General features: G+C 72.9%; 14 protein-coding genes and 1 pseudogene. 10 read left to right on the top strand and 5 right to left on the bottom strand.

Annotated elements, in window-relative coordinates; all coding sequences use genetic code 11:
- Positions 1 to 167: 167 nt before the first annotated feature.
- The 3 genes from ACFVGY_RS02690 (at position 168) to ACFVGY_RS02680 (ending at position 4,265) form a co-directional block, all read left to right on the top strand.
- Complete coding sequence (locus ACFVGY_RS02690) at positions 168 to 959, top strand: thioesterase II family protein (protein WP_385669802.1); 792 nt, start codon at positions 168 to 170, stop codon at positions 957 to 959.
- Between the two features lie 53 nt (positions 960 to 1,012).
- A complete protein-coding gene (locus ACFVGY_RS02685; protein WP_385669799.1) occupies positions 1,013 to 2,287 on the top strand; it encodes a cytochrome P450 in 1,275 nt (424 codons plus the stop codon).
- 142 nt (positions 2,288 to 2,429) lie between these two features.
- Entirely contained in the window at positions 2,430 to 4,265 is a 1,836-nt protein-coding gene (locus ACFVGY_RS02680; RefSeq protein WP_385669796.1) for a glycoside hydrolase family 15 protein, read from the top strand.
- A gap of 21 nt (positions 4,266 to 4,286) precedes the next feature.
- Here the strand turns inward: ACFVGY_RS02680 and ACFVGY_RS02675 are convergent, their stop codons facing one another.
- Complete coding sequence (locus ACFVGY_RS02675) at positions 4,287 to 4,913, bottom strand: hypothetical protein (protein ID WP_385669793.1); 627 nt, start codon at positions 4,911 to 4,913, stop codon at positions 4,287 to 4,289.
- A gap of 310 nt (positions 4,914 to 5,223) precedes the next feature.
- On the opposite strand from ACFVGY_RS02675, the gene ACFVGY_RS02670 reads away from it, so the two are divergent.
- Genes ACFVGY_RS02670 through ACFVGY_RS02650 form a run of 5 tightly spaced genes read left to right on the top strand, consistent with a single transcriptional unit; the run spans position 5,224 to position 9,622 of the window.
- Entirely contained in the window at positions 5,224 to 6,870 is a 1,647-nt protein-coding gene (locus ACFVGY_RS02670; RefSeq protein WP_385669790.1) for a sensor histidine kinase, read from the top strand.
- A gap of 17 nt (positions 6,871 to 6,887) precedes the next feature.
- A complete protein-coding gene (locus tag ACFVGY_RS02665) occupies positions 6,888 to 7,274 on the top strand; it encodes a roadblock/LC7 domain-containing protein (protein ID WP_360623255.1) in 387 nt (128 codons plus the stop codon).
- Complete coding sequence (locus ACFVGY_RS02660) at positions 7,271 to 7,630, top strand: DUF742 domain-containing protein (protein ID WP_385669787.1); 360 nt, start codon at positions 7,271 to 7,273, stop codon at positions 7,628 to 7,630. Before ACFVGY_RS02665 ends, ACFVGY_RS02660 begins: the two co-directional genes overlap by 4 nt.
- Positions 7,611 to 8,258: an ATP/GTP-binding protein gene (locus ACFVGY_RS02655; protein ID WP_385669784.1), complete on the top strand. Its 648-nt coding sequence runs from the start codon at positions 7,611 to 7,613 to the stop codon at positions 8,256 to 8,258. The genes ACFVGY_RS02660 and ACFVGY_RS02655 overlap by 20 nt, the downstream gene beginning before the upstream one ends.
- Positions 8,255 to 9,622 (top strand): cytochrome P450, encoded by a 1,368-nt coding sequence (locus ACFVGY_RS02650; RefSeq protein ID WP_385669781.1) that lies wholly within the window; start codon positions 8,255 to 8,257, stop codon positions 9,620 to 9,622. The genes ACFVGY_RS02655 and ACFVGY_RS02650 overlap by 4 nt, the downstream gene beginning before the upstream one ends.
- Before the next feature lie 15 nt (positions 9,623 to 9,637).
- Here the strand turns inward: ACFVGY_RS02650 and ACFVGY_RS02645 are convergent, their stop codons facing one another.
- Both ACFVGY_RS02645 and ACFVGY_RS02640 read right to left on the bottom strand, forming a co-directional pair.
- Entirely contained in the window at positions 9,638 to 10,753 is a 1,116-nt protein-coding gene (locus ACFVGY_RS02645) for a hypothetical protein (RefSeq protein WP_385669778.1), read from the bottom strand.
- A 4-nt stretch (positions 10,754 to 10,757) separates the two neighbouring features.
- A complete protein-coding gene (locus ACFVGY_RS02640) occupies positions 10,758 to 11,669 on the bottom strand; it encodes an SAM-dependent methyltransferase (RefSeq protein ID WP_385669775.1) in 912 nt (303 codons plus the stop codon).
- Between the two features lie 297 nt (positions 11,670 to 11,966).
- Between ACFVGY_RS02640 and ACFVGY_RS02635 the strand changes: the two genes are divergently transcribed.
- A complete protein-coding gene (locus ACFVGY_RS02635; RefSeq protein WP_385669772.1) occupies positions 11,967 to 12,521 on the top strand; it encodes a DUF6434 domain-containing protein in 555 nt (184 codons plus the stop codon).
- A gap of 33 nt (positions 12,522 to 12,554) precedes the next feature.
- Here ACFVGY_RS02635 and ACFVGY_RS02630 read toward each other — a convergent pair.
- Positions 12,555 to 12,911, bottom strand: a pseudogene (locus ACFVGY_RS02630) (dihydrofolate reductase family protein); the annotation flags it as partial.
- Positions 12,912 to 13,075: 164 nt separating this feature from the next.
- On the opposite strand from ACFVGY_RS02630, the gene ACFVGY_RS02625 reads away from it, so the two are divergent.
- Positions 13,076 to 14,158: an enoyl-CoA hydratase/isomerase family protein gene (locus ACFVGY_RS02625; RefSeq protein WP_385669860.1), complete on the top strand. Its 1,083-nt coding sequence runs from the start codon at positions 13,076 to 13,078 to the stop codon at positions 14,156 to 14,158.
- Here ACFVGY_RS02625 and ACFVGY_RS02620 read toward each other — a convergent pair.
- Positions 14,149 to 15,072 (bottom strand): SDR family oxidoreductase, encoded by a 924-nt coding sequence (locus ACFVGY_RS02620; RefSeq protein WP_385669769.1) that lies wholly within the window; start codon positions 15,070 to 15,072, stop codon positions 14,149 to 14,151. The two genes, ACFVGY_RS02625 and ACFVGY_RS02620, sit on opposite strands and share 10 nt — an antisense overlap.
- Between the last annotated feature and the right edge of the window lie 82 nt (positions 15,073 to 15,154).

The following is a 15,154-nucleotide window of genomic DNA, read 5'->3' as shown; positions in this document are numbered from 1 at the left end:
GCCCGCGCCCGACACGGGCGGAACGACGGCGCCGCCGCCACGTGCCCGAGCGGGCCGTGGACGTGCTCCCGTACGTCCCCTCCCGGCTGAACTCGCAGCAGTTCAGCGCGACGACCCGCTAGCGGGGCAGGCCGGCCCGGGCCGGCCCCCCGAGGAGAACCCCCACCATGACCCTCCACCGTTCGACGACGGCCCCGCCGCCCGCCCTTCCCGCGGACCCGCGCCGCACCGCGGACCGATGGTTCCGGGTGCACCGCGCCCGGGCCCGGGCCACCCTGCGCCTGGTGTGCTTCCCGCACGCCGGCGGTACCGCCCAGCTCTTCCACGGCTGGCCCGCCCACCTGCCCGACGGCGTGGAGCTCCTCGCCGTGCGCTACCCGGGCCGCCAGGACCGCCTCGCGGAGCCGTGCATCGACACCATGGACGCGATGGCCGACGCCGTCACCGAGGCCCTCGCCCCCCACCTGGACCTCCCAATCGCCCTGTTCGGCCACAGCATGGGCTCCGCCGTCGCCTACGAGGTCACCCGCCGCCTGGAGGCCCGCGGCCTGCGCCCCGAGCGGCTCCTGGCGTCCGGGCGGGTCGCACCGCACCGGGCCCGCCCGACCGGGGTGGCCGACGGGGACGACGCAGCGCTGATCGCCACCGTGCGCGGGCTCGGCGACTACCAGTCCGAGGTCTACCTCATCCCCGAACTGAGGGAGCTCCTGCTGCCCGCCCTGCGCGCCGACTACCGCCTCATCGAGTCCTACCGCCCCGACGCCCCCGTACCCGTACGCACCCCCATCACCGCGTACACCGGCCGCGACGACGCCACCTGCCCCGAGGAGGCCGTCCGCTGCTGGGCGGAACTGACCGGCCCCGGCCGCTTCGACCTGCGCTCCTTCCCGGGCGACCACTTCTACCTCGTCCCGCACGAGGCCCCCCTGGTCGCGGACATCGCCGCCCGCCTCCGCTGACACCGCTCCGCCCCCCGGCACCCCCTACGCCCGAGGAAGCCGACCCCCCCCACATGCTGAACATGATCGAGGAGCCGACCCTCCGCCCCGCGGGCGAACTGCACCTCCTGGACCCCGACCTGCTGGCCGATCCCGCCGGCGGCTACGGCAGGGTCCGGGAGCAGGGGCCCGTCGTCCGCGCGTGGCTGACCGACACCCAGCCGGTGTGGCTGGTCACCCGCTACGACGACGTCCGCGAGGGCCTGCGCGACGGCCGCTTCGTCGGCAGCCCCGCCTCCGTCGAGGGCCACACCGGCGAGGACCCCCGGCGGATCCTGGTGGACATGCTGAACCTGCCGGAGGAGGTGCAGAAGTACTTCCTGGTCTCCGCGCTGGACATCGACCCGCCGGACCACACCCGGCTGCGCGGGGCCGTCGCCCGCGCCTTCACCGCCCGCCGCATGCGGGTCCTGCACCCGCGCGTCGAGCAGCTCACCGCGGAGATCCTCGACGGGTTGCGGGACGGCAGCCCCGACGGCGTCCTCGAACTCGCCGACGGGTTCGCCTACCCGCTCGCCGTCGCCGTCGTGTGCGAGCTGACCGGCGTACCCGGGCCGGACCGTGCGGTGTTCCGCCGGTGGGGCGACGACATCCTCACCGCGGAGGCCGACCGGCTGCGGACGTCCTCGCCCGCCGTGGTCGACACCGTGCTGCGGCTGCTGGACGAGCGGCGCCGGGCACCCGGCGACGACCTGCTCAGCACCCTCGCCGCCGCCCGTGCGGACGCCGGCTTCCGGCTGTCCGAGGAGGAGGCCGTGGCCATGGTCCTCAACGTGGTCATGGCCGGGTACGACAACACCGCCCAGCTGATCATCAACAGCCTCGCCGCCCTCCTCACCCACCCGGACCAGCTGCGGCTGCTGTGCGAGCGGCCGGAGCTGCTGACGGGAGCCGTCAACGAGGCCGTCCGCTGGTGCGGCCCCGACGTCATGGTGCGGATGCGCTTCGCCGCCGAGGACACCGACTTCCGCGGCACCCGCATCCGCAAGGGCGACTGCGTCCAGTTCGTCCTGGTGTCCGCCAACCGCGACCCGCGCCGGTTCGACGACCCCGACCGCTTCGACGTCACCCGGCAGCCGCAGGACGGCACCGAGGGGCACATCGGCTTCGGCCACGGCATCCACTACTGCGTCGGCGCCACCCTCTCCCGCCTCCAGTGCGAGATCGCCCTGCGCACCCTGCTCACCCGCCACCCCGGCCTCCGCCTCGCCGACGGCCCCGGAAGCCTGCGGCGTACGGTCGTCCCCGGCACCGCCCCCCGGCTCCCCACCCTGCACGTCCGGACCTGAGGCCGGGCCCGGACCCCCGTCCCCCTGACCCCTGCCCGCACGACACGCGGGCCGGGGCACCGGCACCGCGTGCCCGGTGCCGCCCGCAGCCTTAGCGTTGACGCGGGGAGGGAGGACGGGCCGCCACGGCGAAGGGACTCGTATGCGCCGCTATCCGCCGATCGGGGACCACGGGCTGATCGGAGACCTACGGACGGCCGCCCTGGTCTCCTCCGACGGGGTCCTCGACTGGTTCTGCGCCCCGCGCTTCGACTCGCCCAGCATGTTCGCGTCCCTCCTGGACCACGACCGCGGCGGGCACTTCGCCGTCGTCGCCGACGCCCCGGGGGCCGTCACCCGCCAGCTCTACCTGGCGGACACCGCCATCCTCGTCACCCGGTTCATGACCGAGGAGGGCGTCGGCGAGGTCATCGACTTCATGCCGCTGGGCGAGGCCGAGGCCCCCGCCGACCGGCACCTGATCATCCGGATCATGCGGGTCACCCGCGGCACCGTCCGCTTCCGGCTCGACTGCCGGCCCGCCTTCGACTACGGGCGCGAGGAGCACGGCCTCGCCCTGACCGCGGGCACCGCCCACTTCACCACCCCGGACCTCACCGCCTTCCTCCAGACCGGAGGCGCGGTGCGGCTCACCGCGGACGGGGCGGGCGTACGGGGGGAGGCGGTCCTCCGGGCGGGCGACACCACCGCGGCCGTCCTGACGGTGTGCCACGACCCGGGGGCCGGAGCACCGGAACCGCAGACCCCCGCGGGGCTGCGCCGGGCGTTCCTCGCCACGTACGACCACTGGCACCGCTGGGTGCGGCGCAGCCGCTACCGGGGCCGCTGGCAGCAGATGGTCAACCGGTCCGCGATCACGCTGAAGCTCATGACGTACGCGCCGACGGGCGCGCCCGTGGCCGCGGTCACCGCGGGGCTGCCGGAGCGGGTCGGCGGGGAGCGGAACTGGGACTACCGCTACACCTGGGTACGGGACGCGTCCCTGTCCGTGAAGGCGCTGGTCGACCTGGGGTTGGAGGAGGAGGCGGAGGCGTTCCGGCGCTGGCTCGGCGCGCGCGTGCAGCACGGCCGAACGGTGACCGGCGAGCCGCTGCAGATCATGTACCGCGTGGACGGCGACCCGCACCTCGACGAGGAGGTCCTCGACCACTTCGAGGGGTACCGGGGGTCGTTCCCGGTGCGGGTCGGCAACGGCGCGGCCGGGCAGTTGCAGCTCGACATCTACGGCGAGGCCGTCTACGCCCTCAGCCACGCCACCGACCCGGCCCAACTGGCCGGGTACGACGGCTGGCTGAACCTCAGCAGGCTCCTCGACTGGCTGGCCGGCCACTGGGACCGGCCCGACGAGGGCATCTGGGAGACCCGTGGCGGCCGCCGCGACTTCACCTACAGCCGGCTGATGTGCTGGACGGCCTTCGACCGGGGCGTCCGGCTGGCCGGCGAACTGGCCCGACCGGCCGACGTGGCCGGCTGGACCGCGGCGCGGGACGCGGTGTTCCAGCAGATCATCGACCGCGGCTACAGCACCGCCCGGCAGGCGTTCGTCCAGCACCTCGACGGCGACGTGCTGGACGCCTCGCTGCTGCTGATGCCGACCGTCGGCTTCCTGTCCCCGAAGGACCGCCGATGGCTGTCGACCCTGGACGCCATCGAGGCGGACCTGGTCTCCGACAGCCTGGTGCACCGCTACGACCCAGCGCTGTCCCCGGACGGACTCGCCGGTGACGAGGGCACGTTCTCCCTGTGCACCTTCCTGTACGTCGGTGCCCTCGCCCGGGCCGGGCGGCTCGACATGGCCCGCTACGCCTTCGACAAGATGCTGACGTACGCCAACCACGTCGGGCTGTTCGCCGAGGAGATCGGCCCGACCGGGGAGCAACTGGGCAACTTCCCGCAGGCGTTCACCCATCTGGCACTCATCGCCGCGGCACTCGCCCTTGACGAGGAACTGGACCGCGCCGAGCGTGCCGACCGCTGAGTGCGGGAGGGGCCGGTCGGCTCAGCGGTGGTACGCGGCGGCCGCCGCGAAGGGCGCCGCATGCGCGGCGGGCGAGGTCAGGACCGCGACCCACGAGCCGTCGGTGAACTCGATGTCCACCCGGCCCTTCTGGAGCATGCCCTTCGGGTTGGCGCGCAGCGCGGACACCGCCGCCCGCGGCGCCTCCCAGTACTGCTTCATCGTGGGCGTCGACCGCCACAGCGGCGAGACGTCGGTCAGTGCGATCCACCGCCGGTCGGTCACGGCGAGGACCCCCTCGACCGAACCGCGGGCGCCGGCCCGCCCGATGAGGAAGCGTCCGGCCGCGCTCTGCCAGCCGCCCTCCATGCTCGTGCCGTGCATCATCCGGGAGCCGAGGTCGTCGACGGCGTTCGGCATCCGGTCGACGGCGTTCGCGGCGGCTGCCGGCCGGGAGTGCCGGGGGTCCAGCTGAGCGGCGATCAGCCGGCGCAGCGGGCCCGGTATCCGCTCCTCGATGCGCCGGTTGAGCGCCGCGGGCTCCGCCGGGGGAACCAGGTCTTCGGGCGGCGTCGGCACGCCGGGGCCGAGCTCGTAGCCGCATGCGGCGATCAGCCGCTCGCCCTGGTGCAGGAAGTTCTGGGCGTGTTCGCGCGCCTGACGGTTCAACGCGTGCGCTCCTGTTCCGTTATTCCGTGATTCGAACCCGAATGGGCTGCCGGGCTGGGGATGATCTTGCCCGGTCGAGGGCCATTGTCCATGCGGGGAAGGATTTGTTCCGCACTGGGTGGGACTGCGAACCGGACGGACGTGCGAACCCCTTCTGACCGGCTCACAAACGGGTTTCGGCCAGAACCGGATCCTCCAACGTGCTTGCTGTGTCCAGAACGTGACCTGCTGTCAAGGGCCGTGTTCAAAGACGCTAAGATTCCGGGCCGTTGTCATATGATCATTCGCTTTCGATCGTTTGAGGGTTCTGATGGTTCGCGTGGGATCGTCGCCCGGAAGTCCAGGGCCCACCTCACCCGCCGCATGGGCGCTTCCCGCCCTGGCAATCGCCGCAGCCACGGTCGTGGCCCTGGTTCTGGCGCCGGCAGCCGCCCGCACGCCCGTGGCCTGGATCGGTGCCGTCGCCTGTGTCGCGGTCGCCCTGGCCTGCGCCGAGGCCGCCCGCCGGGGCAAGGCGGTGGCCGCCCTGAGGGCCGTGGCCGCCGCTCAGGAGGCGGCGCTCGCCCGGCAGCAGGCGGAGACCGTTCGGCTGGCCCAGGAGCTGCTGCCCGACGTCGTCGAGCGGCTGCGCAGGGGCGAGTTCCCCGAGGAGGTGCTCGCCTCCCTGGAGGAGCCCGGCACGCACGGGCCCGGCCTGACCCCCGAGTTCAGGGCCGCTCACCAGGCCGTGCTGCGCTCCGTCCTCGACGCCGTGGTCGCCGAGGAGGACCTGCGCGACTCCGCGCAGCGCGCCTTCGTCAACATCGCCCGACGAGTTCAGGCCATTGTGCACCAGCAGGCCCAGGAGCTCCGCGAGATGGAGGACCGGCACGGCCGCAGCCCCGACGTCTTCGGCGACCTGTTGCGCCTGGACCACGGCACCGCCCTCATCGGGCGCCTCGCCGACTCCATCGCCGTCCTCGGCGGCGCCCGCCCCGGCCGCCAGTGGTCCAAGGCCGTCCCGCTGTACAGCGTGCTCCGCGGCGCCATGTCGCGGATCATCGACTACCAGCGCGTCGAGCTCCACTCGGTCTCCCAGGTCGCCGTCGTCGGCCCGGCCGTCGAACCGCTCATCCACGCCCTGGCCGAGCTCCTCGACAACGCCACCCGCTACTCGCCGCCGCAGACCAAGGTCCACCTGACCGCGGTGGACGTGAACTCGGGCATCGCCGTCGAGATCGAGGACGGCGGCGTGAGCATGAGCGAGGAGGCCCGCAGGCGGGCCGAGCGCATGCTCCGCCAGGCACAGCAGGGCATCGACCTCACGGACCTCGGCGAGACGCCCCGCCTCGGCCTCGCGGTCGTCGGCCGGCTGTCGCAGGCGTACGACTTCCAGGTCTCCCTGCGCGCGTCGGCGTACGGCGGCGTCCGCGCCGTCCTCGTCATCCCGCAGGCGCTGATCACCGCGGCCGCGTCCGCGACCGGCGTCGCGCACGGCATCGGCACCTCCTCCGGCCCCCGGGCGGCCCTGCCGCAGGGGTCCGGGCCGGCCGGCGCACCGGCCGCGGCGGGCGCGCCCGCCGAACTCTCCGCACGCCCCCGGCCGGTCACCGGCCCGCGGCAACCGCTGGAGATCGACGAGGTACCCGTGGTGACGGAGCGGACCGCCACCGGTCTCCCGCAGCGCCGCCGCCGGACCAGGATGACCGGGACCGACCTGCCCGGCACCCACTCCGGCAGCGGCACCGGCACCGACCCGGTCATCGACGCGGCGGCGGCCGCCGCCGCCCGCGCCGGGGTCGGGGCCGCACCGGCGCCCGCGCCGGAGCCCGAAGTACAGCCCGGCATGTGGCTGGCCGCCTTCCAGGGCGGCCTGACCGGAGAGACCAGCAGCAAGACCGTCGCGAGCCGCAGCGGCGCAGCAAGCCAGAACACAGACGCCTCGCCGAGCCCGGCGAGCAAGGGGGAACAGCCGTGAGTCAGCAGCAGAGCAACATGGACTGGATGCTCAAGGACCTGGCCGAGAGCGTTCCGCAGACCCGGCACGTCATCGTCCTGTCCGCCGACGGCCTGCGCATGGCGCAGTACGGCGCGGAGACCGACACCGCCGACCGGCTCGCCGCCGCCTGCGCCGGACTGCAGAGCCTCGCCGGCGCCGTCGCCACCGAACTGCCGCACAGCAGCGGCCGGATGCGGCTCGTCGTCATCGAGATGGACGGCGGGTTCTTCTACCTCATGGCGGCCGGTGCCGGCGCCTACCTCGCCGTCCTCGCGGACGAGGGCGTCGACGCCGGACTGATGGGCCAGCGCATGCGCGACCTCGTCGCCCGGATCGGAGAGCACCTCAGCAGCCCGCCGCGGCGCGACGGACAGCCCGCGTGAGCAACCCGGGCCGGGACTGGGAAGACGGCACTCCCGAGCGGCTGTACGTGATCACGGGCGGGCGCAGCGGGGCGGACTCCACCGCCCCGCTGGACCTGGTCACGCTGATCATCGCCAAGTCGGGGCCCAAACCCGGGATGCAGCCGGAGCACACGGCGATCATTCGGCTGTGCCAGTCGCCGCTCTCGGTGGCCGAGGTGTCCGCCTACCTCGGCCTGCCGGTGAGCGTGGTCACCGTGCTCCTCGGCGACCTGATCACCGACGGGCACGTGCTGTCCCGCCCGCCCGTCGCCCCCGCCAAACTCCCCGACCTGGCACTGATAGAGGCAGTCATCGATGGACTTCGAAAGCTCTGAGCCGTCCGCGGCATCCCACCACGGACACCTCCGGGCCGGCCCGCGGCGCGAGGACGCGCTGCCGGCCACGGCCGCCGCCGCGGTCAAGGTGGTGATCGTGGGCGGATTCGGGGTCGGCAAGACGACCCTGGTCGGGTCCGTGAGCGAGATCCGGCCGCTGACCACCGAGGAGACGATGACCCAGGCCGGGGTCGGCGTCGACGACACGGCCGGCGTGGAACGCAAGACCTCCACCACCGTGGCCATGGACTTCGGCCGGATCAGCATCAACGAGGAGCTGGTGCTCTACCTCTTCGGCACCCCCGGACAGGAGCGCTTCTGGTTCCTGTGGCGGGGCCTGTTCGAGGGCGCCCTCGGTGCGGTGGTCCTGGTCGACACCCGCAGGCTGGAGGTCAGCTTCGACGTGATCGGCCGGCTCGAAGAGCGCGGCGTGCCCTTCGTCGTCGCCGTCAACTCCTTCCCCGACGCGCCCGAGCACCCCCTCCCGGACGTGCGGGCCGCCCTCGACCTGCCCGAGTCCGTACCGCTGGTCGTCTGCGACGCCCGGCGCCGCGACTCCAGCCGTGACGTCCTCATGACGCTCATGCGCTACCTGCACTCCCTCGCCGTGACCCCGGAGGCCTTGTGAGAACCCCCTCGTCCGACCCCGCCGTCCCGCCGCCGGGCTGCCCGGCGCACCGGCTCTACGGCCCCGAGGCGGAAGCGGACCCGATGGCCCTGTACGAGAAGCTGCGCGCCGAGTACGGCTCCGTGGCCCCCGTGCTGGTCCAGGGCGACCTGCCCGCCTGGCTCGTCCTCGGTCACCGTGAGAACCTCGACGTGGCCCGCACCCCCACCCGCTTCTCCCGCGACCCGCGCCGCTGGCGGGACATGCAGGACGGCAACGTCCCGCCGGACCACCCGCTGACCCCGATGACCGCTTGGCAGCCGGTGTGCCACCTCGTCGAGGGGCCCGAGCACGAGCGGCTGCGCGGCGCGGTCACCGAATCGCTGGAGCGCTTCGACCGGCGCGGCGTCCGCCGCTACGTGACGCGCTTCGCGAACCAGCTCATCGACTCGTTCGTGCAGACGGGCCGGGCCGACCTGGTCTCGGACTTCGCCGAACCGCTGCCGATGCTGGTGATGACGCAGCTCGTCGGGATGCCGGACTCTTATGGTCCGCGCCTCGTGGAGGCCGCCCGCGACATGATCAAGGGCACCGAGACCGCTGTCGCGAGCAACAAGTACGTCACCGAGACCCTTGAGCAACTGGTCGACCGCAAACGGGTCGTCCCGGGCCGGGACTTCACCTCCTGGCTGCTGGAGCACCGCACGCAGCTCACCGACGCGGAGATCGTCGAGCACCTGCGGCTGGTGCTGATCGCCGCCTTCGAGTCGACGGCCAACCTGATCGCGAACACGCTGCGCGTGGTCCTGACCGACGGCCGTTTTCGGGCGAGCCTGTCCGGAGGCCACATGACCCTGCCGGACGCCCTGGAGCAGGTCCTGTGGGACGATCCGCCCTTCATGACGATCCTGGGGCGTTGGGCCACCGGGGACACCGAGCTCGGCGGAACGCCGATCAAGGCAGGTGACATGCTGCTGCTGGGCCTTGCCCCGGGCAATGTGGACCCCGAGATCCGGCCCGACCTTGCGGAGCCCGTTCACGGCAACCGCTCGCACCTGGCCTTCAGTAGCGGGCCGCACGAGTGCCCGGGGCAGGACATCGGCCGCGCCATCGCAGACACCGGCATCGACACCCTCCTCACGCGCCTGCCGGACATGGAGCTGGCCGTATTCGAGGGCGAGTTGCAGTGGAAGTCCTCGCTGATGTCGCGCCACCTGGTGGAGCTACCCGTCGCCTTTTCCCCGCACGGGGCCGTGGTCACCGGCTCCACCCCGGTCCCCACGCGCGTGCCTGCTCCGGCGCCGGTACGCGTCGCCGTGCCCGAGCGGGCCGAGCGGCCGCCGCGCCGGGCCTCCTGGTGGTCCAGGCTGTTCCGGCGGGGCTGAGCCGCCCTTCCCCCGTTATCTGTCGAGCTGCTGCCACCACCCGGCGAGAGTCGGTACCGGCAGCGGCTCGATGCTCGGGTCCGATGGCGTGTCCCCGTAGACGACGTCGTACGAAGCCCCCTCGACCGGCAGGACGTTCCGGTTGCGGGGGCTCGCGTACCGGGGGGCCCGGTTGTGGTATTCGGCGTCGCCGGCGATCCAGTGCTCAAGCGACCGCAGGTATCTCAGGAGCTCGGCATCCGCACCGCGGGCCACGTGGTCGCGGAGCCTGAGGAACAGCCCCACCACGCGGTCCCTGAGGGCCACCGCCTCCGCGAGCGCCTGCGCCGGAGTACAGCCGCGCTCCTGGGCGAGGACATTGACCAGGTTTTCCTCCAGGGGTTCCTGGTGGTCGTCCTTGTTGTACGAGAAGAAGTCGTTGTCGCAACCGACGATGAAGCCGGCTGCGTCGGTCAAGGCCTGCACCGGTGCCGAGTACAGGACTTCCGGCGGCACGTCGATCCCGTTGGCGGCATCGCACCATGTGAGGGTGAAGCGGGTGCCGTTCACCGCCATGCGCATGGCGGTGAACTCGTTCAGCCCGGGCATGAGACCCCGCTCCCCGTATCCGGTCTGCCAGGTCGAGCCGAACACCCAGTCCTGCATCCCCTGGAGGAACCTGTGCAGCTGGGCCGGGGTGAGCATTTCGTGGGTGCGGACGGCCAGGTCCTCCAGGGCCGCCGTGAACGGCCCGGGGGGCAGCAGACGGGACCCCGGAGCTTTGACGGAACGTATGAGCCGCGCGCCGTGGTCGGCCACGACGGCCGTGCGGGACAGCCCGGAAGGGGAGCCGGAGTCCTGCCAGTCGTCGATGGCGAACGCCCAGTAGTTCCACTGCGCGAACAGCAGCATCGTCTCCACGTCGCCGTACGGGATGATCCGGGCGGTGAACTCCGCGCTGCGCGTGGCGAGGCCCCAGGCGCGTTCGGTGGCGTCGGCGTACAGACGGTGTCCGTCGAGCCACGCCACGGCGCGCTCTTCCAGTTCGGCGGCCTTCGGATGGATCAGGTCCCGTTCGAACGGGCAGTAGAGGGCTGGCAGTTGCCAGCCGATGCGGGAGGGGGTGGAGTCCTTCGCGTACGAGGGCGGCATGGCGTCAGTTCCTCCCCGCCAGGCGGAACAGCAGCAGCCGGGTCTCCAGCGCGTGGTCGCGCCAGATGCGGAACAGCTTGCCGTGCGTGATGGTGGACTCCTGGAGCCGCTCGCGGGACCAGGTGGAGCGGGCGTCGTGGAGCTCCACGCGGTCCAGTTCGGCGGTGTTCCAGGCCATGGACTGCACCCAGAACTCGGCGACCCGGTCGGTGACGTCCTCGTCCTGCTCCAGTTCGAACCCGGCCGCCTCGGCGGCGCGCAGGTACTCGGTGAGCGTGCCCAGGCGGGTCTTGTAGTAGCGGTCGATGAAGTCGGTCCACTCGGGCCGGCAGACGAAGTGCTCCTGGATGCCGAACCAGCCGCCCGGTTTCAGGCAGCCGGCGACGACCTGGAAGAGCCGCTCGCGGTCCATGTAGCCGGAGCTCTCGTTGGCGTACGCGGCGTCGTACTCGCGGCCGGCGGTGTAGTCGTGCACGTCGGCGAGGAGCGGGGTGACCCGGTCGGCCACCCCGGCCTGGCGGGCGAAGTCCTGCACCACGGGTATGTGGTCGGCCGTGACCGTCAGGCCCGTGACCTGCGCACCGTGCTCCTGCGCCCAGTAGAGGGAGCCGCCGCCGACCCCGCAGCCGATGTCGAGGAGCCGGCCGGGCGGGTTGGCGTACGCGCCCCACGACCGGGCGGCGTGCTCGACGATGGCCTCCTGGGACTCCACGATGCGGCGCTTGAGCACGCGCTGGGTGACCGTGGTGTTGGGGGTGGCACCGGGGGCGAACATGCCCATGTGGAAGTGCACTCGGGGGCCGGGGCCGTACTTGTGGAGGATGTCGGCCGTCTTGCGGGTGTAGTAGAGCGGCACTTGGCTTTCGTCGAACGCCTTGCCACCCCGGGGGGTCTGGATGACGAGGTTGCTGTCCATCGGGTTCTCCGGTCCTGCGGTCCTGTGGGGGTGTTTCTCGGCCGCCCCACTCTGCCCATAAGTGATCGATAAAAGTCCTCGGTCACTCAAGTGATGAGCATAGCCACAGCTGAAACGGCTACAATTCCGGCCATTTGATGGCACGTCAGAGCTCGTTGTACTGGCCAATTTCCCATTACCGGCCGCAAGTTGCCCGGATCGTTACCCTGTTCGGGTTTCCGGGCAGGCGGCGATCTCGCGGCGGTGGCGCCCTGCCCGCAGGTGGCCGGCGGAGGGCGTGGCGCCTAAAATGGGAACGTGAGTACGAATATCGAGGAATCCCGGCCCGCACTGAATGCGGGACTGTCCGGGGCGGAGCTGCGGCGCTGGTACTGGACCCTCGCCGAACTGACCTCCCTGGCCCGCGCGACGGGGCTGCCCACGGGAGGCGGCAAAGCCGCGCTGACCGCCCGCCTGGCCGCCGCGCTCGACGGCCGCCCGGCCCCGGCTCCCGTCCCGGTGCGCCGGCGGGCGGGCCGCCAGCTCGCCGCACCCGTCGACGGGGACGCGGTGATCCCGGAGGGCCAGCGGTGCAGCCAGGTGCTCCGGGAGTTCTTCGTCCGGGAGATCGGGCCCGGCTTCCACTTCGACGCCTTCATGCGGGACTACATCGCCGGCGGCGCCGGCCGCACCCTCGCCGATGCCGTCGCCCACTGGCACGCGACACGCGCGGAGGCCGCCGAGCCCCGCGAGGTCGGAGCCCAGTTCGAGTTCAACCGGTTCCTGCGCGAGTGGCACGTCCGCCACCCGGACGGCACCCGCGCCGAGGCCCTCGCCGCCTGGCAGGCCCACCGGGCCCGGCCCCGCAGCTGATTCCCGCACGCCCCGCAGCGCCGCTCGCCACCCCTAGGGGGGCGCGTACGACAGCAGCACCACCCCGTGGCCGAAGGTGCGTGTGCCCTCCAGCCGCAGCGGCACCCGCCCCTCCACGGGCGGGAACAGCGGCTTGCCGCGGCCGATCCGCACCGGGTGCACGTAGATCCGGTACGCGTCCACCAGGTCCTGGCGCAGGAACGAGGCGGCCAGGTCGGCCCCGCCCAGCGCCAGGTCCCCGCCCGGGGCCGCCTTGAGCGCGGCCACCTCCTCCGGGACGACGTCCCGCACCACGGTGGAGTTCCAGGCGAGGTCCTCCTGGCGGAGGGTGCGCGCGTACACGTACTTGGGCTTGTCCCGCCAGATGGCCGCGAACTCCGCCACGGGCCCGGCGTCTTTCGCGCGGCCGCTACCCTACCTGGGCCCACTCCCCGTGCAGGGGTCACCGGCCCGGTGTCGGGTCAACCCGAGGCCGTCGTTTCCTGGACCGGGACACCCACGCGGCGGTCAGCACCGCGAACGCGGTCGGACCGACAGCGAGGACGTCGCACATACTGGCTGCCGTGAAGAGCGAAGACGCCGCAGACGACCCCGTCCTGTTCCACTCCGAAGGGCGAACGGGGGTGATCACCCTCAACCGCCCCCGGGCCCTCAACGCCCTCACCCACCCCATGGTGCTGCGGATCGAGGAGGCCCTGCGCGCCTGGGCGCAGGACCGGGCCGTCGCCCAGGTGATCATCCGCGGCGCCGGCGAGCGCGGCCTGTGCGCCGGCGGGGACATCCGCGCCATCCACGACGACGCGAAGGCCGGCACCTCCGCCTCCGCCGCCTTCTGGCGCGACGAGTACCGGCTCAACGCCCTGATCGCCCACTACCCCAAGCCGTACGTCGCCCTCATGGACGGCATCGTCATGGGCGGCGGCGTCGGCGTCTCCGCCCACGGCAGCATCCGCGTCGTCACCGAGCGCTCCCGCGTCGCCATGCCCGAAACCGGCATCGGCTTCGTCCCGGACATCGGCGGAACCCACCTCCTCGGCCGGGCCCCCGGCCTGCTCGGCACCCACCTCGCGCTCACCGGTGCGGCCGTGGGCGCCGCCGACGCGATCCTCTGCGGCCTCGCCGACCACTTCGTCCCCGCCGCCCGGCTCCCCGAGCTGACCGCCGCCCTCGCCGACGCCCCCGCCCACGAGGTGCTCCCGCAGTACGCCGCCGCCCCGGCCCCCGGCGAGCTGGCCGCCCGCCGGGACTGGATCGACCGCTGCTACGCCGCCGACACCGTCGAGGAGCTCGTCGAGCGGCTCCTCGCCGAGGGCGACACCGCCGCCAAGGAGACCGCCGGGACGATCCTGGCCAAGTCCCCGACCGCGCTCAAGGTCACCCACGCCGCCGTCCGCCGGGCCCGGGGCCTCGGCACCTTGGAGCGGGTCCTCGCCCAGGAGTACCGGATCTCCTGCAACGCGCTGCGCTCACCCGACCTGGTGGAGGGCATCCGGGCCCAGGTCGTCGACAAGGACCGCACCCCGCGCTGGTCGCCGTCCACCTTGCGCGACGTCACCGACGAGGACGTGGCCCGGTTCTTCGCCCCGCTCGGCCCCGGCCGCGAACTGGAACTGCCCGGACCGTCGGCTCACCGGTAGCCCGTGGTGTCGGCCGGGCGGTCCGGGTCCTGGACCTCGACCAGGTACCGCCAGGCGTCCGGCCGGCTGCCGTCCAGGTCGGTGAAGCCGTACTCCCGGGCGAGCTGCCCGCTGGACAACGACTGCCCGTTCCAGCGGGCCACCTCCTGGTCCGCGGCCAGCGCCGCCACCGCCCGGCCGACGTACGACGGGGTCTCGGAGATCGCGAAGTGCGGGACCTTCCCCAGCGCGTCGCGCCAGTTCGCCTCCGTCACCCCGAAGGCGTCCAGCATCATCTCCGAGCGCAGCCAGCCCGGCGTCAGGGCCACCGCGGTCGCCCCGCGCGGCCCCAGCTCGTGCCCGAGCGCGAACGCCATCCGCAGCACGGCCGCCTTGGCGAGGTCGTAGAAGAACGACACCCGGTAGTGGCCGGTGTTGTAGTCGGCGGTGCCGTCCGTCATCTCCACCACCAGACCGCCAGGCTCCCGCAGCAGCAGCGGCACTGCGAAATGGCTGGTGATCGCATGGGTGTCCACGGCGAGCCGGAGCAGCCGCAGCCCCTTGTCGAGGTCGTGCTCCCACACCGTGCTGTCCCACTCGAACAGCTTCTCCCCGCCCCAGATGTCGTTCACCAGCACGTCGAGGCGGCCCTGCTCGGCATCGATCCGCCCGACCAGCGCCTCGACCTGCTCCGCCACCAGGTGGTCCGCGACCACGGGGATCCCGCGCCCGCCCGCCGCCGTGACCAGGTCCGCCGTCTCCTCGATCGTCTCCGGCCGGTCGTACTCCGAACGGCGGCCGCGCGTGCTGCGCCCGCTCACGTACACTGTCGCGCCCTGCGCTCCCAGTTGGACCGCGATGCCCCGGCCCGCGCCCCGCGTCGCCCCCGCCACCAGGGCGACCTTGCCTTCGAGAGTCCGCAATGTCTGCGTCATCCCCCGACCCTATGCCGCCCGGCCGCACCGCGAGCGGCGCTGCGACCGTGTCCCGGGCTGCGTCCCCGTCCGTATCCCCGGG

The sequence above is a fragment of the Streptomyces sp. NPDC127106 genome, from assembly GCF_042677605.1.
Lineage (GTDB): Bacteria > Actinomycetota > Actinomycetes > Streptomycetales > Streptomycetaceae > Streptomyces.
This window is presented reverse-complemented; position numbering and strand designations above follow the sequence as displayed.